At 74.2% G+C, this 24186-nt stretch carries 23 protein-coding genes; 11 read left to right on the top strand and 12 right to left on the bottom strand.

The features are described from left to right. Positions 1–46: 46 nt before the first annotated feature. The 3 genes from AB0953_RS05570 to AB0953_RS05560 form a co-directional block, all read right to left on the bottom strand. Complete coding sequence (locus AB0953_RS05570) at positions 47–883, bottom strand: ATP-binding cassette domain-containing protein (protein WP_366858092.1); 837 nt, start codon at positions 881–883, stop codon at positions 47–49. Continuing rightward, positions 883–1878, bottom strand: coding sequence for an ABC transporter permease (locus AB0953_RS05565; RefSeq protein WP_366858091.1), 996 nt, complete (start codon positions 1876–1878; stop codon positions 883–885). Before AB0953_RS05565 ends, AB0953_RS05570 begins: the two co-directional genes overlap by 1 nt. Positions 1879–2008: 130 nt before the next feature. After that, positions 2009–3034 (bottom strand): sugar ABC transporter substrate-binding protein, encoded by a 1026-nt coding sequence (locus AB0953_RS05560; RefSeq protein WP_366858090.1) that lies wholly within the window; start codon positions 3032–3034, stop codon positions 2009–2011. A 281-nt stretch (positions 3035–3315) separates the two neighbouring features. Between AB0953_RS05560 and AB0953_RS05555 the strand changes: the two genes are divergently transcribed. Next, entirely contained in the window at positions 3316–4314 is a 999-nt protein-coding gene (locus AB0953_RS05555) for a carbohydrate kinase (protein WP_366858089.1), read from the top strand. Between the two features lie 75 nt (positions 4315–4389). Here the strand turns inward: AB0953_RS05555 and AB0953_RS05550 are convergent, their stop codons facing one another. Beyond that, positions 4390–4776, bottom strand: coding sequence for a helix-turn-helix domain-containing protein (locus AB0953_RS05550; RefSeq protein ID WP_366858088.1), 387 nt, complete (start codon positions 4774–4776; stop codon positions 4390–4392). Positions 4777–4874: 98 nt separating this feature from the next. On the opposite strand from AB0953_RS05550, the gene AB0953_RS05545 reads away from it, so the two are divergent. Continuing rightward, positions 4875–5282, top strand: a complete 408-nt coding sequence (locus AB0953_RS05545; RefSeq protein ID WP_366858087.1) for a RidA family protein — start codon at positions 4875–4877, stop codon at positions 5280–5282. A 147-nt stretch (positions 5283–5429) separates the two neighbouring features. Further along, complete coding sequence (locus AB0953_RS05540) at positions 5430–7061, top strand: MFS transporter (protein ID WP_366858086.1); 1632 nt, start codon at positions 5430–5432, stop codon at positions 7059–7061. Positions 7062–7140: 79 nt separating this feature from the next. Here AB0953_RS05540 and AB0953_RS05535 read toward each other — a convergent pair whose 3' ends face one another. The 3 genes from AB0953_RS05535 to AB0953_RS05525 form a co-directional block, all read right to left on the bottom strand. Beyond that, complete coding sequence (locus AB0953_RS05535; protein ID WP_366858085.1) at positions 7141–7545, bottom strand: SHOCT domain-containing protein; 405 nt, start codon at positions 7543–7545, stop codon at positions 7141–7143. A gap of 171 nt (positions 7546–7716) precedes the next feature. Further along, positions 7717–8301, bottom strand: coding sequence for an ion channel (locus tag AB0953_RS05530; RefSeq protein ID WP_366858083.1), 585 nt, complete (start codon positions 8299–8301; stop codon positions 7717–7719). A 170-nt stretch (positions 8302–8471) separates the two neighbouring features. After that, positions 8472–10343, bottom strand: a complete 1872-nt coding sequence (locus tag AB0953_RS05525) for a diacylglycerol kinase family protein (protein ID WP_366858184.1) — start codon at positions 10341–10343, stop codon at positions 8472–8474. A gap of 254 nt (positions 10344–10597) precedes the next feature. On the opposite strand from AB0953_RS05525, the gene AB0953_RS05520 reads away from it, so the two are divergent. The 7 genes from AB0953_RS05520 to AB0953_RS05490 all read left to right on the top strand — a co-directional run bounded on the left by AB0953_RS05520 (position 10598) and on the right by AB0953_RS05490 (position 19331). Further along, positions 10598–13213 (top strand): LuxR C-terminal-related transcriptional regulator, encoded by a 2616-nt coding sequence (locus AB0953_RS05520; RefSeq protein ID WP_366858082.1) that lies wholly within the window; start codon positions 10598–10600, stop codon positions 13211–13213. Positions 13214–13340: 127 nt separating this feature from the next. After that, the gene (locus AB0953_RS05515) at positions 13341–13538 is read left to right on the top strand and encodes a hypothetical protein (RefSeq protein ID WP_366858081.1); all 198 of its coding nucleotides are present in this window, start codon (positions 13341–13343) and stop codon (positions 13536–13538) included. A gap of 53 nt (positions 13539–13591) precedes the next feature. After that, positions 13592–15001 carry a DUF2252 domain-containing protein gene (locus AB0953_RS05510; protein ID WP_366858080.1) on the top strand — a complete coding sequence of 470 codons (1410 nt, stop codon included), beginning with the start codon at positions 13592–13594 and terminating at the stop codon, positions 14999–15001. 50 nt (positions 15002–15051) lie between these two features. Beyond that, positions 15052–16410, top strand: coding sequence for a hypothetical protein (locus AB0953_RS05505; RefSeq protein WP_366858079.1), 1359 nt, complete (start codon positions 15052–15054; stop codon positions 16408–16410). Positions 16411–16496: 86 nt separating this feature from the next. Beyond that, entirely contained in the window at positions 16497–16904 is a 408-nt protein-coding gene (locus AB0953_RS05500; protein WP_366858078.1) for a PLD nuclease N-terminal domain-containing protein, read from the top strand. A 14-nt stretch (positions 16905–16918) separates the two neighbouring features. Further along, the gene (locus AB0953_RS05495; RefSeq protein WP_366858077.1) at positions 16919–17875 is read left to right on the top strand and encodes a hypothetical protein; all 957 of its coding nucleotides are present in this window, start codon (positions 16919–16921) and stop codon (positions 17873–17875) included. A 172-nt stretch (positions 17876–18047) separates the two neighbouring features. After that, the gene (locus AB0953_RS05490) at positions 18048–19331 is read left to right on the top strand and encodes a phosphatase PAP2 family protein (RefSeq protein WP_366858076.1); all 1284 of its coding nucleotides are present in this window, start codon (positions 18048–18050) and stop codon (positions 19329–19331) included. A gap of 7 nt (positions 19332–19338) precedes the next feature. Here the strand turns inward: AB0953_RS05490 and AB0953_RS05485 are convergent, their stop codons facing one another. After that, complete coding sequence (locus AB0953_RS05485; protein ID WP_366858075.1) at positions 19339–19803, bottom strand: hypothetical protein; 465 nt, start codon at positions 19801–19803, stop codon at positions 19339–19341. A gap of 533 nt (positions 19804–20336) precedes the next feature. Here AB0953_RS05485 and AB0953_RS05480 point away from each other — a divergent pair. Beyond that, positions 20337–21287, top strand: coding sequence for a Rieske (2Fe-2S) protein (locus tag AB0953_RS05480; RefSeq protein WP_366858074.1), 951 nt, complete (start codon positions 20337–20339; stop codon positions 21285–21287). 12 nt (positions 21288–21299) lie between these two features. Here AB0953_RS05480 and AB0953_RS05475 read toward each other — a convergent pair whose 3' ends face one another. The 4 genes from AB0953_RS05475 to AB0953_RS05460 all read right to left on the bottom strand — a co-directional run bounded on the left by AB0953_RS05475 (position 21300) and on the right by AB0953_RS05460 (position 24084). Continuing rightward, a complete protein-coding gene (locus AB0953_RS05475; protein ID WP_366858073.1) occupies positions 21300–22043 on the bottom strand; it encodes a DUF6766 family protein in 744 nt (247 codons plus the stop codon). A gap of 81 nt (positions 22044–22124) precedes the next feature. Further along, positions 22125–22622: a hypothetical protein gene (locus tag AB0953_RS05470; protein WP_366858072.1), complete on the bottom strand. Its 498-nt coding sequence runs from the start codon at positions 22620–22622 to the stop codon at positions 22125–22127. 197 nt (positions 22623–22819) lie between these two features. Further along, a complete protein-coding gene (locus tag AB0953_RS05465) occupies positions 22820–23059 on the bottom strand; it encodes a DUF6480 family protein (protein ID WP_366858071.1) in 240 nt (79 codons plus the stop codon). A 47-nt stretch (positions 23060–23106) separates the two neighbouring features. Continuing rightward, positions 23107–24084, bottom strand: coding sequence for a helix-turn-helix domain-containing protein (locus tag AB0953_RS05460; protein ID WP_366858070.1), 978 nt, complete (start codon positions 24082–24084; stop codon positions 23107–23109). Positions 24085–24186: the final 102 nt, after the last annotated feature.

The following is a 24186-nucleotide window of genomic DNA, read 5'->3' as shown; positions in this document are numbered from 1 at the left end:
AGGGGCTCCGGCCTCGCGTGCCGGGCCACTGCGGAGGACTGTCCTGTCAGTTGGTGCCGATCCCGGCGGCCTTGGCCGCGTCGGCATCTGCGACCACGGTACCCCCGCCGTCCTGGTCGACGGTCAGTGCGCCGGTCATGATGGCGACGACCTCCGACATCGAGTAGTCGCCGGGGTTGATCAGGGCCGCGCGGCGGCCCATGCGGTGCACGTGGATCCGGTCGGCGATCTCGAAGACGTGGGGCATGTTGTGGCTGATCAACACCACCGGAAGGCCCTTGTCGCGGACACGACGGATCAGGTCGAGCACCTGTCCGGACTCCTTCACGCCCAGCGCGGCCGTGGGCTCGTCCATCACCACCACGCTGCGGGCCCAGGCGACGGCGCGGGCCACGGCCACGGCCTGGCGCTGGCCGCCGGAGAGCGTCTCGACCGGCTGGGTGAGCGAGCGCAGGCCGATCTTGAGGTCGGCCATGTGCGCGGCGGCCTCCTGGCGCATCCGCTTCTTGTCGAGCATGCGCAGCACGCTGCCGAGCGGGCCGGGCCGGCGCAGCTCACGGCCGAGGAACATGTTGGAGGCGATGTCCATCGAGGCGGCGACGGCGAGGTCCTGGTAGACGGTCTCGATGCCGTGGCCCCGGGCGTCCTGCGGGCCGTTGAAGCGGATGACCTCGCCGTTCAGGCGGATCTCCCCCTCGTCCGGGGTGACGGCGCCGGTGAGGGCCTTGACGAGGCTGGACTTGCCGGCGCCGTTGTCGCCGATGACGGCGAGGACCTCTCCGGGCAGGAGGTCGAAGTCGGCGCCGTCGATGGCGGTGACGTGGCCGTAGCGCTTGACCAGACCGCGGGCCTGCAGGACGGGCGTGGGAGTGCGGATGCTCATCAGCGGCTCCTCTTCCGGGAGATCTGGTCGATGGTGACGGCGAGGACGACCAGGACGCCGGTGATCAGCGTCTGGTAGATGGAGGCGACGCCCATCAGCTGGAGGCCGTTGCGGAACACGCCGACGATGAGGGCGCCGATCAGGGAGCCGAGTACGCTGCCGCGGCCGCCGAACAGGCTGGTGCCGCCGAGCACCACGGCGGTGATGCTGTCGAGGTTGTCCGTCTGCCCGGCCTGCGGGTCGCCCACGCCGGTGCGGGAGACCAGCAGCAGGGCGGCGATGCCGTAGACCAGTCCGGCCAGCGCGTACAGGCCGATGGTGAGCCGGCCGACGCGGACGCCGTTGAGGCGGGCGGCCTCGGAGCTGTTGCCCAGTGCGTACACGTGCCGGCCCCACGAGGTGCAGCTCAGCAGGTAGGCGAAGACGGCGAACAGCGCCAGGGCGACGAGCGAGCCGTAGGTGACGTCGGTCCCGCCGAGCGGGAAGGTGCCGCCGAGGAACGTCAGCGAGCTCGGCAGGTCGGAGACGGTCTGCTCGTCGGAGTAGATGTGGGTCAGCGCGAACGCCACGTTCAGCATGCCGAGCGTCACGATGAACGGGGGCAGCGGGACCAGCTTCACCAGCAGACCGTTGACCAGTCCGAAGCCGGCGCACACCGCCAGCCCGAGGGCGATCGCGACCGGCGGCGGCACCGTGCCCTCCGCGGCCGTCTTGGCGATCAGGATCGATCCGAAGGCCATCACCGCCCCGCAGGACAGGTCGATGCCGGCGGTCAGGATGATCAGCGTCTGGCCGACGGCCAGCGTGCCGACCACCATCACCTGTTGGATGATCAGTGAGAAGTTCCCGCCGGAGAGGAACTGGTCCGTCGTCAGGGAGAAGAAGGCGCACGCCAGGACGAGAGCGGCCAGCGGGCCTGCGGTCGGCGCGGCCACGAGCCGGCGGGCGAGCGTCGGCCCGGTGAGGTCCGCGTACGGGGCGGTGGATGTGGTCATGTGGAGGTCCTTGCCGGTGGAGCGGGTCGACGAGCCGAGCGGGCGGCGTCGCGACGGCGCTGGGGAGGCGGCCCGGGCGTCCGGGTCGGGGCGGAGGCCGGCCCGGGCCGCTGGTTCGGAGCGGGGCGGATCAGCCCCAGCAGCGGGCCAGGCCGAAGCCGGTGTCCTCGGCGTCCACGCCCGTCTGCGGCTTGTCCGTGATCAGGGTGACGCCGGTGTCGGTGTAACCCGCGGTCCTGGTGCCGGTCCTGGCGAATTCGACGACCGCCTTGACGCCCTTCTCGGCCATCAGCAGCGGGTACTGCTGCGAGGTCGCCGCGATCTTCCCGTCCTTGACCGCCTGGGTGCCGGTGCAGCCGCCGTCCACCGAGACGATCAGCACGTCCTTCTCCCGGCCCTTGGCCTTCAGCGCCGTGTACGCGCCGAGCGCGGCGGGCTCGTTGATCGTGTAGACGAGGTTGATGTCGGGCGCCTTCTGCAGGCAGTTCTCCATCGCGGTCTGGCCCTTGGCCTGGTCGCCGCCGGTGTCCTGCGAGCAGGCGACCGACGGATCTCCGGCCGCGACGCCGAAGCCCTGCAGGAAGCCGTCGTGGCGCAGCCGGCCGACGGCCACGCCGGGGGCGAGGTCCAGGGTGGCGATCTTCGCGGGCTTTCCGGCCATGGCGGCCTTGGCGTACCTCCCGATCAGCTCGCCGGCCTTCTTGTTGTCGGTGGCGAACAGGGCGTCGGTGCCGTCCTGCGGGTCGGTCGGACTGTCCAGTGCGATCACCAGCACACCCTTGGCGCGGGCCTTCTTGATCGCCGGCAGGATCGCCTTGGAGTCGCTGGGAGTGATCAGGATGCCCTTGACGCCCGAGGCGACCATGTTCTCGATCGCGGCGATCTGGCCGGCGTTGTCGCCGTCGAATTTGCCTGCCGCCGTGGTCAGTTCGACGCCGCCCTCTTGCGCGGCCTTCTGCGCGCCTTCCTTCATCTTCACGAAGAACGGATTGGTGTCCGTCTTGGTGATCAGGCCGACCTTGACCGCGCCTGCGGAGGAACCGGCAGCGGCGGATCCCTTCGAGCCCGCGCCGCAGGCGGTCAGCGAGAGCGCCAGGGCACCGACGAGGACGGTGGCGGCGGCTTTGGACAGGGCGGGACGGGGCGTGCGGGACATCGTGGGCTCCTAGAAGTGCGGCCCGGTGGGGCTTGGCTGGGGCGGCGGCGACCGGCAGTGTCATCGTTGACTTATGTCAGCGTTGACATTCGCTTGACGAGGATGATGAAGTCTGCGCGTCCGGGGTCACAACCCCCGGAGCCGTAACGACTGGGTAACGCGCCCTCAACAACCCGTACTCATCTGCGGAATGGACCCGCGACCCCCGTGGACCCGACCCGAGGCCCTTGCGGCCTCGCGGTCCTCGCAATCCAGCCCACCCGATCCCGAAAGGGGGACCGATGGCCCAGCGCCCGATCGCCGTCCTCGGCGAGTGCGTCGCCGACGCCTTCGCCGACACCTCCGCCGACACCTTTGGCGAGACCGGCCGACCACGTCCCGGCGAGCTCGCCCTGCGCGTCATGCCGGGCGGCGGACCGGCCAACACAGCCGTGGCGCTCGCCCGGCTCGGTACCACCACACGCTTCCTCGGCCGGATCTCCACCGACCCCTTCGGCGACCTCTTCCGCGCCCACCTGACCTCCTCCCGCGTCGACCTCACCGGCGTCGTCGCCGCGCCCGAGCCCAGCACGATGGCCCTCGCGACCTTCGACGAGCAGGGGCAGGCCCGTTACTCCTTCCACGCCGAGGCCACTGCCGACTGGCAGTGGACCGACGCCGAACTCGACGCCGTCCACAGCTCGGACGCGTCCTGTCTGCACACCGGCTCCCTCGCCCTGGTCCGTGAGCCCGGCGGCGAGCGGATCGAGCACCTGCTCGCACGGGCGCGCGCCGGCGCGACCATCTCCATCGACCCCAACGTCCGCCCGCTGCTCGTCGACCCGCGCGTCTACCGGTCCCGCCTCGCCCACTGGTGCACGATGACCGACATCCTGCGCGTCAGTTCGGACGACCTGGACCTGCTCATGCCGGGAGAGGCACCCGAGCGGGCCTGCGACATCTGGCACCTGGCCGGAGTGCGGCTGGTCGTGATCACCCTGGGCGCCCACGGCGCGCTGGCCTCCCTGGACGGCGTCCGGGTGCGCGTACCCGCGCCGCCGGCCGAGGTCGTGGACACCATCGGCGCGGGCGACTCGTTCACTGCGGGGCTGCTGCACCACCTGTCCCTGGCCGGCCGGTTGGGCGGAAGACTGGACGGTCTGACCATCGGCGAGGTCACCCGCGCCTGCGCCTACGCCGCCCGCGTCGCTGCTCTCACCTGCTCCACCGCGGGCCCCAACCCGCCATGGGCACACGAGCTGGACGGGGGTCCGCTCTCACCGGCCGGCGGTGGCCGGTGAGGGCGGCCGGGGGCGGAGGGGACGGCGCCGTGCCGGTACCCGCCGGCGCGGAGCGCGTGCCGGGGTACGCGGCTGTCACGCGCAGTCGAAGCGGTGCCGGGCCGTCTCGATGGCGGCGAGATAGCGGTGGGTCCAGTCGCACATGCCGTCGACCGTCGCGCGCAGGGCCCGGCCCGGCTCCGTGAGGGTGTACTCGACGCGTGGCGGCACGACGGGGTGCACGGTTCGTTCCACCAGACCGTTGCGCTCCAGCAGGCGCAGGTTGTGGGTGAGCATCTTGTGGCTGATCCCCTCGACCTCGTTGCGCAGTTCGGTGAAGCGCAGGGTGCGGTCGCCCACCGCTTCGATGATCAGGAGCGCCCACTTGTTGGCGATGTCCGAGAAGATCTCCCGTGCCAGGGAGTCCGCCCGCGTCACATCTGCCTCGTCCTTGGCCGAGCCGTTGAGCTGCTTGGTCACCATGAGGTTCCTCAGTCACCGAAAAGTGCGTTCTTCCAGGTCAGGGCTCACTCTCTTACGGTTCCCGAGTAACCGCAAGAGAGTACGAGGAGGTAGTCGGCATGGCCGTCACCCTGGTGGACCCCGACGGATTGCCCACGATCGACGTCTACCGGCAGATGGCGATCGCATCCGGTTCCCGGATGGTGTTCGTCGCCGGGCAGGTCGCCTGGGACGCCGAAGGGCGCACGGTCGGCGCGGGCGACCTGGCAGCGCAGGTCGAGCAGTGCTGTCTCAACGTCGGCACCGCCCTGGCCGCCGCCGGCGGGACCTTCGACGACGTGGCGAAGGTGACCGTGTACGTCGTCGACTGGACGCCCGACAAGATGCCGCTGCTCCTGGACGGCATCTCCCGGGCAGCGGCGAAGCTCGGCACCGCGCCGCTGCCGCCGGCCACACTGGTGGGTGTGGCGGCATTGCACGTCCCCGAGCACCTGGTCGAGATCGAGGCCGCCGCGGTCCTCGACTGACCGGTCCGCACGCCCGGCCCGCGGAAGTGCCGACGCCGACCGCCGCCGGCCGCTTACGCCCGTTCGGCCGGGCTGCGCCGGACGGCCCGTCAGGCGGTCCGGGCGCGTCGCGCCCGGAGCCGCGCGGTGGCTGGGATGCTGGGGCGCATGGCACCCGGAGGCTCTGCGCCGCGTCCCACGTCCGCTTCCACCACCCTGCTGGCACTCGCGTCCGCGCAGTTCCTGATGGCGCTGGACAGCTCGGTCATGAACGTCTCGATCGCGACGGTCGCGGCGGACGTGCACTCGACCGTGGCGGGCATCCAGGGCGCCATCACCGCATACACCCTCGTCATGGCGATGTTCATGATCCCCGGCGGGAAGGTCGGGGCCCTGATCGGCCGCAAGCGGGCCTTCGTGATCGGTGGCGCGGTGTACGGCTGCGGGTCGTTCACCACCTCGATCGCCCCGAACCTGCCCGTGCTGCTGCTCGGCTGGTCGTTCCTGGAGGGCATCGGTGCGGCCCTCATCCTGCCCGCCATCGTGGCGCTGGTCGCCGAGAACTTCGTCCCCGAACGGCGGCCGGCCGCGTACGGGCTCGTCACCGCGGCCGGCGCCGTCGCGATCGCCCTGGGGCCGCTGATCGGGGGGCTGGCGACGACCTACTTCTCCTGGCGCTGGGTCTTCGCCGGCGAGGTGGTCCTCGTCATCGTCATCCTGCTGCTCGCCCGCCGTGTCGCCGACGCCCCGGTCGGCGCCCGGGCCGGCATCGACGTCGTCGGCGCCCTGCTGTCCGTCTTCGGACTCGGCCTCTTCGTCTTCGGGGTGCTGCGGTCCTCGGTGTGGGGCTGGTTCCTGCCGAAGTCCGGCGGTCCGGCATGGTTCGGGCTGTCGCCGGTCGTCTGGCTGATGGGGGCCGGCCTGCTCCTGATGTGGCTCTTCCTCACCTGGGAGGCCCGCGTCGCCGGGCGCGGCCGGGAACCCCTCGTGGATCCGGGACTGCTGGACAACCGGCAGCTGACCGGCGGTCTGACGATCTTCTTCTTCCAGTACCTGGTGCAGATGGGGGTGTTCTTCCTCGTCCCGCTGTACCTGTCGGTCGCGCTCGGCCTGTCGGCCCTCGACACCGGGGTGCACATCCTGCCCCTGTCGGTCACGCTGATGGCCGCGGCGCTCCTGATCCCCCGGCTGCTGCCGGACGTGTCGCCGCGCCGGGTGGTGCGCCTGGGGGTCCTCGGGCTGCTGGCCGGTGCGCTCGTCCTGCTGGGCGCGCTCGACGCCGACTCGGGCGCCGGGGCCGTGACGGTCCCGCTGCTGCTGATCGGGCTCGGCATGGGCGCGCTGGCGTCCCAGCTCGGTTCGGTGACCGTGTCCGCCGTGCCGGACGAACGCAGCGCCGAGGTGGGCGGCGTACAGAACTCCGTGACCAACCTCGGTGCCTCGATCGGGACGGCGCTGGCCGGATCGGTCATGCTCGCGGTGCTGACGTCCTCGTTCCTCTCCAGCATCGAGCAGAACCCGGCCGTTCCGGCTTCCGTCAAGTCCCAGGCCTCCGCCGAACTCGACAGCGGGGTCCCCTTCCTCTCCAACGCCGACCTCACCACGGCCCTCGACAAGGCGGGGGCGAGCCCGCAGGTGTCCCAGGCCGCCCTCGAAGCCAATGCGCAGGCCCGGCTGAAGGGCCTGCGCGCCGCACTCGGGATCCTCGCCCTCACCGCCCTGCTCGCGCTGTTCTTCACCCACCGGATCCCGACGGTCCAGCCCCGTTCACCGGGCGCGGCACCCGCCCCCGAACGGTGATTCCGGCGGTACGCACGGAGCCGGTGCGCGGCACGCCGCGCACCGGCTCCCCACCGGCGGCCGATCCCGGCGGGGCTGCCTAGCCCAAGACCTTCGCCTTGGCCCTTTCGTACTCCTCGGGCGAGATGTCCCCGCTGGCCCGGAGCCGGGAGAGCCTGTCCAGCTCATCGGCGGGGCTGCGTGTGCCGGCCGTCTCGCGGATGTAGGCGTCCAGGTCCGCCCGCTGCTCGCGGACGTGCTTGATCTCGCGGGTGCCCATGCCCTTGCCGCGCGCGATGACGTAGACCAGCACGCCGAGGAAGGGCAGGATCAGAACGAAGATCAGCCAGCCGGCCTTCGCCCATCCGCCCAGCCCGTCGTCCCGGAAGATGTCGACGACGATGCGGAACAGCAGGATGAACCACATCACCCACAAGAAGATCCACATGATCGTCCAGAACGCGCCCAACACGGGGTAGTCGTAGGCGAGGAACTGGCTCACCATCGTGCGCCTCCTTCTTCGAGCACGGCGCCGGGCGACGTGCGGGCCGGGTGGGCCCCGGCTGTTCGCCTCCAGGATCGGTGCGCGGGCCGCCGGCGCCCTCACCCGTGACGGGTGGTTCGGAGGACCGGCGCCGGTCTGCCGGGAGGCGCCTGCGCCGCTGCGCCGGGAGCGCTACTGCGGTTCCCGGGTGCCGGCGGTCTGGCGCCGGACGGCTGCCTCCACCGCACCGAACACGATCCGCGTGGCCACGCCGACGGCCAGGATGTTGCCCGTCATCTGCGTCATCGTCACGATCCGCGCGGGCTCGGTGCGGGGCACGATGTCCCCGAAGCCGACCGTGCTGAACACGGTGAGCGTGAAGTACAGGGCGTCGGTGCGGGTGAGGGGCTCGGTGAAGCTCCCCGGCGCCGATTCCTCCAGGAGGAAATACGTCGTCGAGTAGAGCAGCAGGAACAGCGGCATCGTGGTCGCGAGCGCCTCGGCCGCCCGCAGCCGCGGGTGGGCGGAGCGGGTGATCGACCGGATCTGCAGGGCGAAGATGGCCGCGACGGCGGTCAGGCCGAGGGCCAACGTGGTGACGTCGATGCTCTTGCGGGTGAAGGGCAGCAGGAAGTACGCGCAGACCAGGACCGTCACCGTGCCCAGGGACCGCACCGTGACGACCAGCGCGGCCCGGCCCGGGCGGCGCCGGCCGCGCGCGGGCGTCGCGGTTCCGGCGGGCGGAGTGCTGCCGGGGGAGGAGCCCGTCGCGTCCATCCCTGCCTCCTGTCCAGCCTCACCCGTCCTGGAGGACAGCATGGACCACACGGCCCCGGATCACCGGAATGCGGTGCTGCGGGCGCCGGTGTGCACACGGACGGGCGCGCCCGTCCGCCGTTGCCGCCCGTCCGCCCGTCCGCCCGGCTGTCCCGCCGCCCCGCCGTCCCTCAGTGGGACAGGGACGACTTGGCGGCCAGGATCACCGCGCCGAGCACCAGGTTGACCGCGGCGGAGACGGCGACCAGGCGCCGGGGCGCCCCCGCGCGCACGGCTCCGGCGACGGCCCAGCCGATCTGGCCGCACAGGGCGACGGCGAACGACAGCCACACCGCCCCCCTGAGGTCCAGCCCGAGCAGGGGGCTGATCGCCATGGCGGCGGCCGGGGGCACCGCGGCCTCGACGATGGACCGCTCGCCCTTGCACACCGCCCGCAACTCCCGCCTCGTCAGATGCCCGTTGGCCAGGGTGATGCCGAACAGGTGCGCGTAGACGTGGGCGGCCCAGAAGACCAGCCCCGTGCACAGCAGCAGCGCGGCCAGCTGCGCCCGCGGGTAGTGCCCGAACGTGTCCGCCCCGATGAGGACGGAGGCGGCCAGCATCGAACCGTAGACGGCGCCCGTGTAGTCGACGGGCGCCCGGTCCGGTGAGCGCCGCCAGTGCCAGTGCCCCCGGCGGGCTCCGACGGCACGGGGCTCCTCGAGCGCCGCCGCCCGGGCACCGCCCGCGGGCCCGGAGGGCTGCTCCGGCCGTCGCCCGCCCGCCGCCCGGCCCATCGTCAGGGCGAGCCTGCGCACACCGGCCCAGTCCATCGGGACGCCCGCCCGGTTCCCCGGCCGGTGCCTCGGTACGACGACGCGCAGCGCGCCTGGCTCCACGCGGCAGCGGACCGGCGCGGGCACCATGACCGACTCGCCGTCGATCCCGACGCGCACGAGCGGCGCGTCCGATTCCACCAGCACCTCGCGGGCGGTGAGCGCGGTCAGTCCCGAGGAGTGGCGGCCGCGCAGGATGCCCGCGGCCTGGGCGGCGTTGTCCACCTTCACGCCGAGCACGCCGAGGACGCCCCGGTCGAGCCGGCTGCGCCGGCCCAGGCCTGCCGCGTCACCGGTTCCGTAGGGGTTGTTGCTGACCAGCACCGCCTGCGGGTCCTCGACCGTGGTGCCTTCCGCACGCAGCGTGAGCCGGGGGCCGGTCTGGCGCGCCAGCAGGTCCGGCAGCAGGCCCAGGGTCGTACGGATCTTGTCGTCGCGGTACGCCGGGCTCTGCACCACCTCGGCGTAGGTGCCGAAGGAGGCGTTGTTGACGAAGGCGCGCCCCCCGACGCGGCCGAGGTCCACCCGCAGTTCGATGCCGTCGGTGAGGGCGTCCAGACAGGTCGACGGGTCGCGCCGGTCCAGCCCCAGGTCCATCGCGAAGTGGTTGCGGGTGCCGGCGCTGATGACCAGGAACGGGACGCCGCGCTCGGCGGCGACGTCGGCGACCAGGGCCTGCGTGCCGTCGCCCCCGGCGACCCCGAGGAGATCGGCCCCGCGGTCCACGGCGCGGCGCGCGAGCTCCGCGACGTCCTCGTGGTGGTCGGGGTCGAGCAGCACCACCTCGGCGCCGAGCGCCTCGGCCTTCTCGCGCAGGCGGAAGGCCCCGACCTTTCCTCCCCCGGACCGCGGGTTCATGATCAGGAAGGGGTGCTGCGGAGCCGGCGCCGGCCGTCCCGGCATGCGGGACCGCCCCTCGTCGGCCAGGGCGGACCTGCCGGACTCCACGGCCAGTGCCCACAGGCCCACCGCGCACATCACCACCCACAGCAGCTCTGCGCGCACGTACGAGACGACCACGGCGACGGGCGCCCCCAGGGCGAGGGCCAGGGCGATCCAGCGGACCGGCCCGCGGTGCGCGAGGAACAGCCACGCCGTCGCCGCGGTGACGGCCACCCCGGCCAGTGCCACCGCCACCAGGACGATGCTGCGCAGTCCGGCGAAGACCAGCATGACCACGAGCGCCGCCACGCCCGCCAGCAGCGCCACACGGGCCTTGGCGTGCATGCTCACGCGGCTCACCTCCACTCCGCCCCACCCGTACGACGTCCATTCGCGGCCCGGACCCGCCCGGCCCGCATCGCCCGGGCCGGGCGATGTGCGCGGTGTGCGATCAAGACGGCGGGGAGTGACCATGGACAGGCAGTGCTCGGGGCCCCGTCGCCGCTCGGCAGCGGCTCCGGCGGCGGGAGCGGACACGAACACGAGGGCGGAGAAGGGCCCCGACCGCGTCGAGCCGCCCCCACCGGGGGTATGACCTCATGACCGTGCCTCTGAACGGCGACCCCCTGCTCGCCGCCAAACTCGCCGTGCCCGTCCAGGCCCCCGGCCTGGTGCGCCGACAGCGGCTGCTGAACCGGCTCACCCGGGGGACCGCGGGACCGCTGACGCTGATCACCGGGGCGCCCGGCGTCGGGAAGACCGCCCTGGCCGCCTCGTGGGCCGGGTCCGCCTCCGCGCCCGGACCCGTGGTCTGGGTGACGGTGGACGAGGACGACACCCCCGGCGTGTTCTGGGCCTACGTCATCGAAGGGCTCCGGCGTTCCGGGGAGCTGGCCGAGGACGCCCTCGCCACGCCCGTCTGCGCGGACGACGTCGACCACTCCCTGCTGGTCCGCGTCGCCTCCGCACTCGAAGGCGCGCCCGGCCCGCTCGTGGTGGTCGTCGACGGCCTCGAAAAGGCCCGGGGCACAGCCGTGCACGGCGGCCTGCGGTTCGTCCTGGACCACGCCGGTCCGGCCCTCCGGCTCGTCCTCACCAGCCGGGAGGACCCGCCGCTGCCGCTGCACCGCTACCGGGCCGAGGGCCGCATCCACGAGATACGGGAGCACGACCTCGCGTTCACCCGGCCCGAGGCGGTCCAACTGCTGCGCGGCGAGGTGCCGTCCTCCGACGACCACCTGGTGGACCTCCTCCTGGAACTCACCGAGGGCTGGGCCGCCGGCCTGCGCCTGTGCGCCCTCGCGATGGCGCGCTGCGAGGACCCCGCCGCCTTCGCCCGTTCCTTCACCGCGTCCGAGCAGGCGGTGTCCGACTACCTCCTGAGCGAGGTCCTCGCCGTCCAACCGGAGCCGGCCCGCGAGCTGCTGCTGCGCACCGGCATCCTGAACCACATCCACCCCGACCTCGCCGCGGTCCTGACCGGGCGGACCGACTCCGGCCGCATCCTGCAGGACCTGACCCGCTGCCACGCGTTCGTGGAACCGCTCCCCGGCACCCGGTGGTACCGCTTCCACCCCCTGTTCGCCGAGGTGCTGCGCGCCCACCTGCGCAGCCGCCGGCCCGAGCTGGAACCCCGGCTCCACCGCCGCGCCGCCCGCTGGTACGCCGAACAGGGCCGCAGCGCCGAGGCGGTGGACGAGGCCGCCTCGGGCGGCGACTGGGACTTCGCCGCCGCCGAGACCGTGCGGCACCTGCTGGTCGCCCCCATCCTCGCCGGCTCCGGTGGCGCCCCCTCCGCCGACACCTTCTCCCGCATGCCCGACGACACCCCCGGCGCCCGGCCCGCGCTGGTCGCCGCCGCCTGCTGCCTGGCCCGCCATGACGTCGCGGGCTGCCGCTCCCGGCTCGCCCGCGCCGAGCAGGGGCCGCAGCAGGGGCCGGACGGCGCCGGCCCGGACGCCGAACCGGCCGACCGGCTCACCGCCGCCCTCCTGCGGCTGCTGTCCGCCCCCGGCCCCGACGACGAGGCCGCGCACAGGGTCACCGCACTCATGGCGCGGATACCGCCCGAGGAGTGCATGCGCCACCCCGAGCTGGAACCGCTGCGCCTGTACGGGCAGGCCTGCGCCCGCCTGCGCGGCGGCCGCCTCCGCTCCGCCCGCGACGGTCTCGAACAGGCGGTGCGGGCCTGCTCCGGCGACGCCACGGTCCTGCTGCGCCACCGCTGTCTGGGACGGCTGGCCCTGGCCGACGCCGTGGCCGGAGAACTGACCCTCGCCGAGGAGCACGGCGCAGCCTCCCTGGCCCTCGCCGACCAGCACGGCATCCCCGACTCCCACCGCTCCGGCGCCGCCGGCCTGGCGCTCGCCGCCGTGGCCGTCGAACGGGAGGAGCTCGCCGCGGCCGGCGTGCAACTGGACCGCGCCGAGCTGCTCGCCGACACCCACCGCGACCCCGACCTCCTGATCGAGCGGTCGGTGCTCCGCGCGCAGCTGGAGACCGCCCGGGGCCGCTGGGACGCCGCCCGCAGCCACCTCGACGGCCACATCGAGGAGGCGGCCGCGTCCCCGCCCGGGCCGTCCGCGCGCCTCGCCGTCGCCTGCGCCGCCGCGGCTCTGGCCCGGGGCGACGTGGACACCGCAGCCGCCGCCCTGGACCACGTCCCGGCGGACGACGGCCCCCCCTCGCACACCGTGGCCCTCGCGCAGGTCCGTGCCGCCGCCGAGGACCCCGTACGGGCCCTGGAACTGATCGAGACCGCAGAGGGGGCCGACGAGGCGACCGCGCCCGATCGGGTCCGCCTGGGCCTGCTGCGCGCGCACCGGGCGCTCCTCGACGGCCGGGAGGACACGGCGCGCACCCTGCTCGTACAGGCGCTCGACACCGCGCGCCCCGAGGGGCTCAGGCGGCCGTTCACGGAGGCGGGCCCCTGGGTACGGCACCTGGCCGCCGGCCTCAACGGGCGCAGCGCCTCCTACGCATGGCTCGCCGCCCCGCACGGCCCGGCCGGCCGGGCGGTGGCCGAGGAGCTGAGCCCCCGTGAGCGGGAGGTCCTCCAGCAGGTGGCGCGCATGATGTCCACCGAGGAGGTCGCCGCCGAGCTGCACCTGTCCGTGAACACCGTCAAGACGCACCTGCGCGGCATCTACCGCAAGCTGTGCGTCTCCCGCCGGCGCGACGCGGTGGAGCGCGCCCGCGCACTGCACATGCTGTAGCAGCGCCGGCACCCGCTCCGGCCCATCCTCACCTGCGACGGGTGAGGTGCGCCGGTGGGCCGCGGACCACCATGGACGAGGCGGACCCGACGGGGCTGCGGCGACTGGGAGGGAAGGACGGCTGCCCATGCGCTACGAATTTCGGATCACGGGCCACGTGTCCGAGCCGGTGTCCCATGCTTTCCCGGAACTCAACGAGCTCCCGGCGGCCCGCCAGACCCTCTTCTTCGGAACCGTGACGGACGAGGCACACCTCTACGGCCTGCTCGGGCGGTTCCGGGACCTGGGGCTGCACGTCGAGGAGATGCGACGCCTGCCCGACTGACCGGGCAGGGCCGTCCAGGACCCACGACCCACGCAGGCAGGAGGCGCAGCGCCGTGACCACGTCCGAAGTCCCCACGGGCGACGCCCTCACCCCGGCCGAACGCGCCGCGCGCGGCAAGCGGGCGCGCGCGGTCCTACGGCGCTCCGACCAGGCGCGGTTCGACCCGGGCGAGGACCGGCCCGACCCCGTCGAGGTCCTGCTGGCGCAGGCCGCGACCCGGGTGCCGGAACTTGTCCCCCTCCGGCACGGGCGCATGCTGAAGTCGCCCTTCCGCTTCTTCCGCGGTGCGGCCGCCGTGATGGCCGCAGACCTCGGACGCGCCCCCCACACGGGGCTGACCGTGCAACTGTGCGGCGACGCCCACGTCATGAACTTCGGCCTCTTCGCCTCGCCCGAGCGCTCGCTGGTCTTCGACGTCAACGACTTCGACGAGACGTATCCCGGCCCCTTCGAATGGGACGTCAAACGCCTCGCGGCCAGCCTGGCCGTCGCCGGCCGCGACAACGGCCTCACACCGCAGGAGCGGGCCGCCGTCGTGGGCGAAGCAGCCTCGGCGTACCGGCGGCGGATGCGGCGCCTGGCCGAGATGCGCGTCCTGGACGTCTGGTACGCGAAGGACGACTCCGAGGACCTCCGCCTGATCGCCGCACAGGGCGGCGACCGCATCCTGCGCCGCATGGACCGGACCTTGGCCAAGGCCCGTACCAGGGACCACGTCCAGGCCCTCGCCAAGCTCACCCACCGCGTCGACGGGAAGCTGCGCATCGCGCCGGCCCCGCCCCTGATCGTGCCCCTGTCCGACCTGCTGGGCGGCTCCGCCCGCACGGACCTGGACACCGCCGTGGGCGGCCTGGTCGAGGCCTATGCGCAGAGCCTGTCCCCCGAGCGCCGCCAACTGCTCTCCCGCTTCCACCTGGTCGACGTCGCCCGCAAGGTGGTCGGCGTCGGCAGCGTCGGCACCCGCTGCTGGATCTTCCTGCTGGCCGGCCGGGACGACGACGACCCGCTCCTGCTCCAGGCGAAGGAGGCCCAGGACTCCGTCCTCGCCCCCTACACCGCCCCGGCGGCCTATGAGAGCCAGGGCCAGCGCGTCGTGTCGGGGCAGCGGCTGATGCAGGCCACCAGCGACATCTTCCTCGGCTGGATGCGGGTCACCGGCCTCGACGGCCTGGGCCGGGACTTCTACGTCCGCCAGCTGCTCGACTGGAAGGGCGGCGTCCCCGTGGAGACGATGCGCCCGGAGGGCCTGCGCCTGCTCGCCCGGGCCTGCGGCTTCTCCCTCGCCCGGGGCCACGCCCGCTCCGGCGACCCCATCGCCATCGCCTCCTACCTCGGCATGGCCGACACCTTCGACCGGGCGCTCACCGCATTCGCCGAGGCGTACGCCGAACAGAACCTGCGTGACTACGACGCGCTCGTCGACGCCGCACGGACCGGCCGCGTACCGACGGCCGAGGGCTGACCGACCGCCCGCGGGCCACGTCGGCGGGCACCGAGAAAAGGGACGAGAACATGGATCCGACCGCCCCGGTCCCCCCTGAAGGCCACAACGCCGAAGGGGCCCACCCCCAGCTGAGCCCGCAGGAGTACGCGGAGTACAGACGGCTGAGCAAGGCCGCCGCGGTGCGCCACCGGCGCCTGCGCTACTCGGGGGCCTCGCTCCTGCTCCTGCTCGCGCTCCTGCTCTCCCCGGTCGCCGTCGTGGCGGCCTGGCTGGACGAGACCGTCAGCGACTCGGACCGGTACGTGCAGACGGTGGCCCCCCTCGCCGAAGAGCCCGCCGTGCAGAACGCGGTCACCGACCGGCTGACCAACGGGATCGTCTCGAACGTCGACGTCAAGGCGATCACCGAGGCGTTGGGCCGGGCCCTGCAGCAGGCGGACGCCCCGCCGCTGATCGTGGAGAAGTCCCAGGCGCTGGAAGGCCCCCTGAAGAGCGCCCTCACCTCGGCGGTCCGCGCCGTGGTGGCCAAAGTGGTGACGAGCGACCAGTTCGACACCGTGTGGATCGAGGCCAACCGGCGGGCCCAGGCCGCCGTGGTCAAGGTGCTGACCGGGGAGGGCTCCAGCGCCGTACAGGCCAGCGGGGACACGATCGTCCTCGACCTCAGCACCCTCACCGCCCAGCTCAAGCAGCGCCTCGTCGACGCCGGGTTCGAGAAGGCGTCCGCCATCCCCGACGTGGACAAGCAGATACCGCTGCTCAAGGTCGACAAGCTCAACAAGGCCCAGGACGCCATGCGGCTGCTGGACGTCGTCGGCGTGTGGCTGCCCGTGGTGGCCCTCGCCCTGGCGGCCCTCGCCATCTGGTGCGCCCCCGCCCACCGGGTGTGGCTGATGGCCACCGCCATCGGAGTGGGCGTGATGATGGCCCTGCTGCTCGTCGCCCTGGCCGTCGCCCGGAGGATCTACCTGGACTCGGTGCCGCCGGCGACCCTGCCGCCGGACGCCGCCGCCGTCATCTACGACACGCTCGTGCGGTTCCTGCGGGAGAGCGCCCGCACGCTCATCGTCCTCGCCGTGGTCGTCCTGCTGGCCGCGTACCTGTACGGGCCGGGGCGCGGCGCCCGCGTCGTGCGCACCGCGGCCGGCCGGACCACCGGCGCCGGAGGGCGTTCCCTCGCGCGGCTCGGCCTGCGCACCGGCTCCACCGGGCGCTGGCTGGACAGCCACCGGCCCTGGACGACCGGCCTGGTGATCGGGGCCGGGGCGCTGGCCCTGCTGCTGTGGAACCATCCGACGCCCGGGGTCGTGGCCGTCGTCTTCGGGATCGTCGTCCTCGTCCTCGCCCTGCTCGGCGTCCTCGCGGCCGCCCCGGGCGACGCCCCGGGCCCCGGCCGGGAGGCCGGCCACCCCACCCGGAGCGGGTGATGCGGACGGCGGACGGGCGGGGGAGCGTGGAGTAGGTCAAGCAGACGCCGCCCCGACCTCGGGGCGGCGGTCCGACGGAGGCGAAAATGGACGACTACCCGCTGCTCAACGCGTTCCTGACCATGCTCTACTTCTTCCTGTGGATCATGTGGTTCATGCTGCTCTTCAAGATCATCGGAGACATCTTCCGGGACGACAGCCTGGGCGGCTGGGGAAAGGCCGGCTGGACCGCCTTCGTCTGCCTCCTGCCCTTCCTGGGCGTCTTCGTCTACCTCCTCGCCCGCGGTCGCAGCATGGGCGAGCGCGAAGCCCAGCAGGTGCGTGAGCAGGAGCAGGCCTTCCGGGCGTACGTGCAGCAGGCGGCCGAGGGCGCCCCGTCCGCGCCGACGACGGCGGGCGAGGAGCTGTCCAAGCTCGCCGCACTGCGCGACCACGGCGACCTCACCCCCGCCGAGTACGAGCAGGCCAAGACGAAGGTCCTCGCGTCCCACTGACCCCGACGGAGGGCATGGTGGCCAGTGCCGACGGGGCGCCTGAGGCCCTCCTGCGCGCGGCTCTGCGCAGGCCGGAGCGGCTGCCCGAACTGCTCGCCGGCTTCGCGCTGCGGCACGCCGGACCGCGTGCCGCACGCAGCGTGGCCCGGCTGCGGGCGGAGCAGCCCGACGCGGACGCCGCCTCGCTCGGGGCCGAGGCGGTAGCCCGCGGGATCCGCAGGACGGTCAGCGAGGGCGCGTTCGTCGGCGGCCCGTTCCTCGTCTTCGTCCCGGTCGCGTTCTGCGCGGCACTGCTGAGCCAGGCCCGCACGATGCTGGAGCTGGCCGCGCTGGCCGGACACGACCCGACGGTGCCGCGGCGGGCGGCCGAGCTCCTGGTGCTGCAAGGGGTCTACGAGGACGAGGACACGGCGGAGAAGGCCCTGGCGGCGGACAACCGCGGCGAGCGCCCGCCCGGGCCGGGCGGCGCCGGCCCGGGACGCCGCCGGTTCTCCGCGGTGACCGCGCTGACGCTCCGGATGGCCAAGCTCCTCGGGCTGATGCCGCCCCGCCGTACGGACGCCCCGCCGACCGTGCGCGACCGGCTCGCCTTCGTGGGCCGCTGGGCGCTCCTGGGGGTGACGTTCCTGGTGGGCACGGTGGCCCCCCTGGTGTGGCTGCCCTACATGGCGGTGTCGTACCGCAGGGGGACCCGCCAGGTCCTCGGCCGCGCCGCGGCGTACTACCTCACCGACACCCCGCTGCCGGCGCAGCGCAGCACCACCTCGCGCCTGGACCCGGGCATGCTGGCGGCCGCAGCGCGGGCCGTGGGGTTCCTGGTGCTGCCGGCGCTGCTGGTGCTCCTGGTCTACGTGTGGAACCTGCGGCTGGCCGGGAGCACCTGGCCGGTGGCGGCTCTCGTGGTGATCGCGGGATCCCTCGTGGCGGGCGGGCTGTGGCACTACCGGCGCCGGCGCCGCCGCTCGGACTGACCGGGGCGCAGGCCGGTCTCCGCGCCGCGGGGGAGCGGTCTAGCATGTTCGGACCGACCATGACCAAGTTGAACATATGAACATCGGCTGAAAATTGATATCTGCGATAGCGCGAGCGGTTTCGCGAACAAACGGGGGAGACGGGTCCGCTGCACGGCGCCGACCGCGGGTCGTGCTGTGGGCCGCCGTGAGCGTGGTGGGCCTCGGGTTCCTCGTCGCCCTGGAGATCGCCGCGCGCCACTACGGCGTACCCGGGCCGATCACCGTCCAGTCGCGCGAGGTGGTCTTCGCCCCCCAGTCGGGGACCGTGCTGTACGCCAGCATGGCGCTGATGCTGGTCGTGCTCAGCCGGCGGCAGCGGCTCCTCGCGGTCGGAGCCGCGGTCGCCATCGACCTGGTCTTCTGGCTCGTGCGGTGGGCGGTCGGCGCCCAGATGATGTTCGGCAACGGCGCGCTGTGGGTGACCCTGGCCTGCGCCGTCATCGCCGTCACCCGCCGCACCGGGCGCGAGCGGGCCCTGCTGCTCAAGGGCGTGGGACTGGCCCTGCTGCTGGTGGCCGGCCGCAAGACCGGCTACACCTGGCTGCTGATCACCTCGAAGACCCGGCCGACCGTCCTCGACCAGTACGTGGCGACCGCCGACCACGCCCTCGGCAACCCGTCCTGGGTGGCGGGCCGGATCGTCGAGGCCACCGGCCCGGTCGGCGCCCACGTCCTCGACTGGGTCTACATCCAGCTCGCGGTGGGCGCGGTCGTCGTCGCGCTGTACCAGCTGCGCAACGTCGCGGCCGAGCGCCGGTTCCCGCGCCACCACCTGGTGCGCACGTTCCTCGTCATCGGGCTGCTCGGCCCCGGCATCTACATGATCTTCCCGGTGGTCGGGCCCGTCTTCGCCTACGGCGCCGACGGGGGCCACTGGGCGGTGGCCGACCTGTGGCCGAACACCCCGTCGCCGGTCGGCATCCCGCAGCCGATGCCCTTCGACGGGGTCACACCGCGCAACTGCATGCCCAGCCTGCACACGGCGTGGGCCACCGCGATCTTCCTGCATTCCCGCAAGGCCCCGCGGGCCCTGCGCTGGCTCGGCACGTTCTGGCTGATCGCCACCCTGGGCGCCACGCTGGGCTTCGGCTACCACTACGGCGCGGACATCGTCGCCGGTGTGGTCTTCACGCTGACGATCGACGCGGCACTGCGCGCCCACGACCAGGGCTGGGACCGCAGGGGCATCCTGCTGGCCGCCCACGGCACGGCGGTCTTCGCCGGGCTGCTGGCCTCGTACCGCTACCTGTCGACGCAGATGGCCGGACACCCGTGGGTCTTCGGACCGCTGGTCGTCCTGGCGATGGGCTCGGTGATCTACGGCTACGTCCGGACCACGAGGGCGTGGGAGCGGCAGGACGCCTCCGTGCGGCTGCCGCAGCCGCGCCGCGAGCGGCAGCCCGAACCGGTCTGAGCCGGGGTCAGGGTGCGGCGGGCGCCGCGCCCTGCACCGGGCGGGCCGGTACGCGGCCGGATGCACAGAGGCGGAAGCGGTGCCGCTCGCGGGCCAGCTCGTGGCCCGCCGCATCGCTGAACGTCCCCGTGACCTCGTACGTGTTCCCCACCGCGCGGCCGTTCGGCAGCCGCTCGGGGGGCATCCGGATCTCGTACGGGCCGCCGGCCCGGAAGCCGCCCAGGGCGGTCCGGGTGGTGGAGAGCACCTGGCCCCGGTGGACCCGGGTCTCGGTGTACACCAGGCCGTCGACGTCCACGGCCGACCGGAACGTGAGGGCCAGCGTGACGACGGCGCCGTGCGGCAGGTCGAACGGGTCGGGGACCGTCCCGTCGGCGGGCGCCTCGAGCGGGACGTCCAGCCGTCCGAACTCCTCGGACAGGAGCGCGACGCCCACCAGCCGGAACGCGGTGCCCGGTGTCGTGCCGTCCATGGCACCCGCCTGCCCCTGACCGACCGCCGGAAACCCGGCCGACCGCCCTCGGCCCGGGGTGTGGCCCAGCCGCGACACGGCTGGGCGAGCGGCCCACGGTTCGGCAGCACGCCCCCGCCGCCGACCGCACCGCCCCCAGGCCGGCCGCCCAGGAGACCGTGCAGCCCTGCGCTCCGCCCCGCCTGGCGGGGCCGGCGCCTGCGAGCGGGCCCGGACGGCTGGGCCCCGTGCGCGGGGCAGGGCAGAACGCGCCGGCGCGGCGGCCGGGGCCCGGCGCGCCTGAGGCCGTCGCCCGGCGGGCGCCGGACCGGGCCGGTGTTCCGTGCGGCGGGGGCTCAAGTGGGGGGCGTGGCGGCTGCGGTCGGGGAGGATGCCGTCCGACCGGCCCGGCCCCGTTTCCGCTTCGGGTTCCTGCTGATCGCCGGGCCGTGGGGGTGTCGGCGCGGCCGGGGCGCACGGGGCGCACGGGGCGGATGCAGGCCGGAGCGGTGCCCGCATCGCATGCGGCCGGGGGCGCCGGGTAGGCGCGGGCCATGGACACCATGGACACCCACCGCACGACTTCCGCGGTCAGCGCGGCCGGGCCGGGGCCGCTGCTCGCGGCCGTGGAACGCCTCGAGAGCTCCCCCCGGGCCGACGCCCTGATCGGGCTGCTCCGCCGGGCCGTACGGGCCGTCCCGCTCGGCTCCGCCCGTGATCTGCTCCACGGCCGCCCCCTGGGCCACCCCGCCCACCCCCTGCTCGTCCAGATCCCCCTCGGGACCTGGCTCTCGGCCGCCGTGCTGGACCTCGGCCCCGGCCGGTGCCGCGCCGCCCACGTGCTCATCGGGACCGGACTCGCCGCCGCCGGGCCCGCCGCCGCGGCCGGCTGGGCGGACTGGGCCGAGCTCCCGCCCGAACAGGCCCGCACCGGCCTGGTCCACGCCCTCGGCAACACCACCGCCGTCGCCCTCTACGCCGCCTCCTTCGTCGCCCGGATGCGCGGCCGCACCCTGCGGGGCAAGGCACTGGCCATGGCCGGACTCGCCACCGCCGGCGCGGCGGGCGCCCTCGGCGGCCACCTCGCCTACCGCCAGGCCGCCGGCTCGAACCACGCCGAGCACGTCGCCCACCTCGTCCCCGACGGCTGGCAGCCCCTCGGCGCCGTCGCCGACTACCCCCTCGGACGCGCGGCCCGCGCCCGCCTCGGCGGCGACGGCGGGGTCGATGTCCTCGTCGTACGGCACGGGGAGGAGAGCGCCCACGTGCTCGCCGACCGCTGCGCCCACATGGCCGGCCCGCTTTCCGAGGGCGAGATCACCGACGGCTGCGTCCGCTGCCCCTGGCACGGCAGCCTCTTCCGCCTCTCCGACGGCTGGAACGTCGAAGGCCCCGCCACGGCGCCCCAGCCCGCCTTCGACACCCGCGTCGTCGACGGACGCCTCGAGGCCCGGCTGCGCCACGGCCACGAGCGCCGCGACGGGCACCGCCCGACCACCGCCTGACGGCGGCCCCGTTCAGCCCTCCACACCGGTCGCCGTGTGGGGGGCGCCGACCGGCTTGGACTCCGGGGAGCCGCGCTGGCGCAGGTACACCGACAGGATGACCATGGCGGCCACCGCCAGCAGCTCCGACTGCCAGTTCTGCAGCGAGCGGTTCCAGAAGTCGGCCGTCCAGAGGTACGCCCCCCAGGACACCGGATCCTGCAGCTGCCGCAGCTGCAGCTCGTCGTAGGCGGACCGGCCCGCGATGGACTGGGCGAGCCAGGACAGCACGAACAGGGCGCCCATCACCAGGCCCAGGGAGCGCGAGTACAGGTGCAGGCGCCAGTCGGTCGCCCGCGCCCAGCGCGGCGAGTCGGGGTCGGCGTGCTCGCCCATCCGCTGCTCGCGTTCGCTCTCCGTTCCCGTCTTGTGGACCTCCTTGGACTCCGGTGATCCGCGCTGGACCAGCCACACGGTGCCGAAGATGTAGAGGAAGAACTGGAGGAACTCCGACTGCCAGTTCTCGGTGACGTCGACGGCGAAGTCGGAGGACGTGAGGTACTGGAGCAGGCTGATCTGCTGGAGCCCCTCCACGGCCAGCTGTTCGTTGAACTCCGCCCGCCCGGAGAGCGCCTGGCCGGCCAGGACGACCAGGAAGGCGGCGCCGAAGGCCAGCGTGAGGCTGTTGTCGTGCCAGAAGCCCCCGCGGCGGCCCGGCTTCCCGTCCTGCCCGTCCTGCCCGTCACGGCCCCGGTTGCGGTCCTGTCCTTCGTTCACCGGTGCATTGCTCCGATCGCGATGAAGTACCCGAGCCCGCCCACGATCACGACCAGGCACGCCACGAAGAGGAAGCGCATGTCAGTTGCCTTTCACGGCGCATCGGTAGGGCTCGTCCGCCTCGGGCCGGCACCCCGCCGCCACGACCCGCCAGCCGCCGCCGAACTCGGACAGGAACAGGGTGTCCTCCCCCAGCCGGACCATGGCCTGCCGCCCGTACACCTCCGTCGCGTGCACGGTGCGGGCCGCGGCGCGGGGGAGGTCCTGGCCGGCGAGGGCGAGCGCGCAGGGCTTCTGCTCGTCCTGCTCCAGCTCCTGCCGGGTGCGGGGCGCCAGCAGCGCGCAGGCCGCCCGGAAGTCGCCCCCGGCCACCGCCCCGGCGAAGGCGCGGGCGGAGTCCTGTGCTCCGGCCGTCCGCGCGGCCGGGGCCCCGCAGCCGGAAGCCAGCACGGTGGCCGCGAGCGCGAGGAGGGCGTACGGCAGGCCCCGCCCCGGCCGCGGGGCGCGGGGGCGGCAGCAGCGGCCGGGGCCGTCCCGGCGGGCGGGACGCGCGGTGCCCGGGACGTCGGCTGGGTCCATCGGCCCCCTCCTGGGGTGCGGCGGCAGGGCGGCGCAGGCGGGCGCCACTCCCTACGTATGCCGCAGGGAGCCGCCGCGGCGGCCGCGCGTGCCGCACAACACACCGGAACGCGCACCGGAACACCCCCGCTCGGTCCAGTGCGCGCGTCCTTCCGGGCGCCGCGGTCGTCGCGGTCGCCGCGGTCGTCCCGTGTGGTTCACATGGCCACGATGATGGCGTAGGCGAGGAAGAACAGGGCGACGATGATGGCGAGACCCACGATGGCCACGAGGGGGCCGCCGGCCCAGCCCCGCTTCAGCGGGCGGTAGGGGCCCGCACCGGTGCCGGTGCTCGCCTCGCCCGGGGGCGTCTCGCCCGGGGGCACGCTGCCGCCGGGGGTGAGGCCGGTCGTGCGGCTCGGGTCGGGGTCGGGGTTGCTGGGTACGTATCCGTTCATATCCCGCGGCTCCCCTCGACGGCGGAGGATATGCCTGCGCGGGCGGGTCAGCCGTGCAGGGTGACGCTCGGTGGAACCCCGTACACCTGCCGGTAGGCGGCGGCGAACCGGCCCGTGTGCCCGAAACCCCAGCGGGCGGCGACGGCGGTCACCGTGGTGCCCCCGCCCGGATCGGCGGCGAGGAGCTCCGTGTGGGCCCGCTCCAGGCGGACCCGGCGCAGATAGGCCAGCGGCGTGGTGCCGGCGTGCCGGCGGAAGGCGTACTGGAGGGCGCGCGGGGTGACGTGGGCGGCCGCGGCGATGTGGCCGAGCCCGATGTCCGCATGGGCGTTCTCCTCCATGAAGACGACGGCACGGCGCAGCGTGTCGGGCGTGGCGTCGAGCCCGTCGGCCGGCAGCGTCGCGCCGGTGAGGTTGTTCGGGAAGACCGCGAGGGCGGTCGCCGCCAGCAGGCGGCCGGCCTCGCCCACGAGCAGCGGGGGGATCCGGGCCGCCCCGGCGGAGGCGAGGACGCCCCGCACGTACTCGCGGCTCCCCCGCCAGAGCCGGGCGGCCTGCGGGTCGAGCGGCCCGGGCCCGGTGAAGCGGACGCGCACCGGCTGGAGCCCGGCGGGGACCGGCGCCGCCTCGCGCAGCAGCGGGACGGCCAGCACCGTCACCTCGAGCACCGCCGAGCGCGCGGTCAGCCGGTGCCGCTCGGCGGGCACGGTGACGAGGGGCCGGCCGGGGGCGAGGACGCAGCCGGGGGAGAGGGCGAGGCTTCCGCGGTGCACCTGGACGACCAGGACGCGGACGTCCGGGCCGGGTTCGACGGTGAGCTCGCCCTCCAGCCGGAGCTCGTCCAGCTGGTAGGTGCCGCAGTCGAGCCGGATGTGCCGTACCGTCACGGATTCGGCGCCGGGGGCGGGTTCGATGCGGGCCCCGTAGGCGGTGGAGAGGTACGCGCAGGCCGAAGCGGCGTCACGGTCGGCGTGGAAGCGCCGGGCCACCGTGGCGGGAGGCGCTTCGGTCCGGGCGGAACCCATCGGTGCCCCGTTTCTGTCCCCCGCCCGCCGGAGGGCGGCTCCGGTCGCCGCCGTGGGCACTCCGGCCTGGTGCGACTGTACGCCGCCCGCACGGCCCGGCGG

Source organism: Streptomyces sp. NPDC046866, from assembly GCF_040704625.1.
Lineage (GTDB): Bacteria > Actinomycetota > Actinomycetes > Streptomycetales > Streptomycetaceae > Streptomyces.
Note: the sequence above shows the minus strand (reverse complement) of the source record. Positions and strands in the feature narration are given on the sequence as shown.

What these genes read in the sequence shown, in the direction of transcription:
- AB0953_RS05570 (WP_366858092.1), bottom strand. Translation starts at nt 883, where the DNA reads ATGAGCATCCGCACTCCCACGCCCGTCCTGCAGGCCCGCGGTCTGGTC.
- AB0953_RS05565 (WP_366858091.1), bottom strand. Translation starts at nt 1,878, where the DNA reads ATGACCACATCCACCGCCCCGTACGCGGACCTCACCGGGCCGACGCTC.
- AB0953_RS05560 (WP_366858090.1), bottom strand. Translation starts at nt 3,034, where the DNA reads ATGTCCCGCACGCCCCGTCCCGCCCTGTCCAAAGCCGCCGCCACCGTC.
- AB0953_RS05555 (WP_366858089.1), top strand. Translation starts at nt 3,316, where the DNA reads ATGGCCCAGCGCCCGATCGCCGTCCTCGGCGAGTGCGTCGCCGACGCC.
- AB0953_RS05550 (WP_366858088.1), bottom strand. Translation starts at nt 4,776, where the DNA reads ATGGTGACCAAGCAGCTCAACGGCTCGGCCAAGGACGAGGCAGATGTG.
- AB0953_RS05545 (WP_366858087.1), top strand. Translation starts at nt 4,875, where the DNA reads ATGGCCGTCACCCTGGTGGACCCCGACGGATTGCCCACGATCGACGTC.
- AB0953_RS05540 (WP_366858086.1), top strand. Translation starts at nt 5,430, where the DNA reads ATGGCACCCGGAGGCTCTGCGCCGCGTCCCACGTCCGCTTCCACCACC.
- AB0953_RS05535 (WP_366858085.1), bottom strand. Translation starts at nt 7,545, where the DNA reads ATGGTGAGCCAGTTCCTCGCCTACGACTACCCCGTGTTGGGCGCGTTC.
- AB0953_RS05530 (WP_366858083.1), bottom strand. Translation starts at nt 8,301, where the DNA reads ATGGACGCGACGGGCTCCTCCCCCGGCAGCACTCCGCCCGCCGGAACC.
- AB0953_RS05525 (WP_366858184.1), bottom strand. Translation starts at nt 10,343, where the DNA reads ATGCACGCCAAGGCCCGTGTGGCGCTGCTGGCGGGCGTGGCGGCGCTC.
- AB0953_RS05520 (WP_366858082.1), top strand. Translation starts at nt 10,598, where the DNA reads ATGACCGTGCCTCTGAACGGCGACCCCCTGCTCGCCGCCAAACTCGCC.
- AB0953_RS05515 (WP_366858081.1), top strand. Translation starts at nt 13,341, where the DNA reads ATGCGCTACGAATTTCGGATCACGGGCCACGTGTCCGAGCCGGTGTCC.
- AB0953_RS05505 (WP_366858079.1), top strand. Translation starts at nt 15,052, where the DNA reads ATGGATCCGACCGCCCCGGTCCCCCCTGAAGGCCACAACGCCGAAGGG.
- AB0953_RS05500 (WP_366858078.1), top strand. Translation starts at nt 16,497, where the DNA reads ATGGACGACTACCCGCTGCTCAACGCGTTCCTGACCATGCTCTACTTC.
- AB0953_RS05495 (WP_366858077.1), top strand. Translation starts at nt 16,919, where the DNA reads ATGGTGGCCAGTGCCGACGGGGCGCCTGAGGCCCTCCTGCGCGCGGCT.
- AB0953_RS05485 (WP_366858075.1), bottom strand. Translation starts at nt 19,803, where the DNA reads ATGGACGGCACGACACCGGGCACCGCGTTCCGGCTGGTGGGCGTCGCG.
- AB0953_RS05480 (WP_366858074.1), top strand. Translation starts at nt 20,337, where the DNA reads ATGGACACCATGGACACCCACCGCACGACTTCCGCGGTCAGCGCGGCC.
- AB0953_RS05470 (WP_366858072.1), bottom strand. Translation starts at nt 22,622, where the DNA reads ATGGACCCAGCCGACGTCCCGGGCACCGCGCGTCCCGCCCGCCGGGAC.
- AB0953_RS05465 (WP_366858071.1), bottom strand. Translation starts at nt 23,059, where the DNA reads ATGAACGGATACGTACCCAGCAACCCCGACCCCGACCCGAGCCGCACG.
- AB0953_RS05460 (WP_366858070.1), bottom strand. Translation starts at nt 24,084, where the DNA reads ATGGGTTCCGCCCGGACCGAAGCGCCTCCCGCCACGGTGGCCCGGCGC.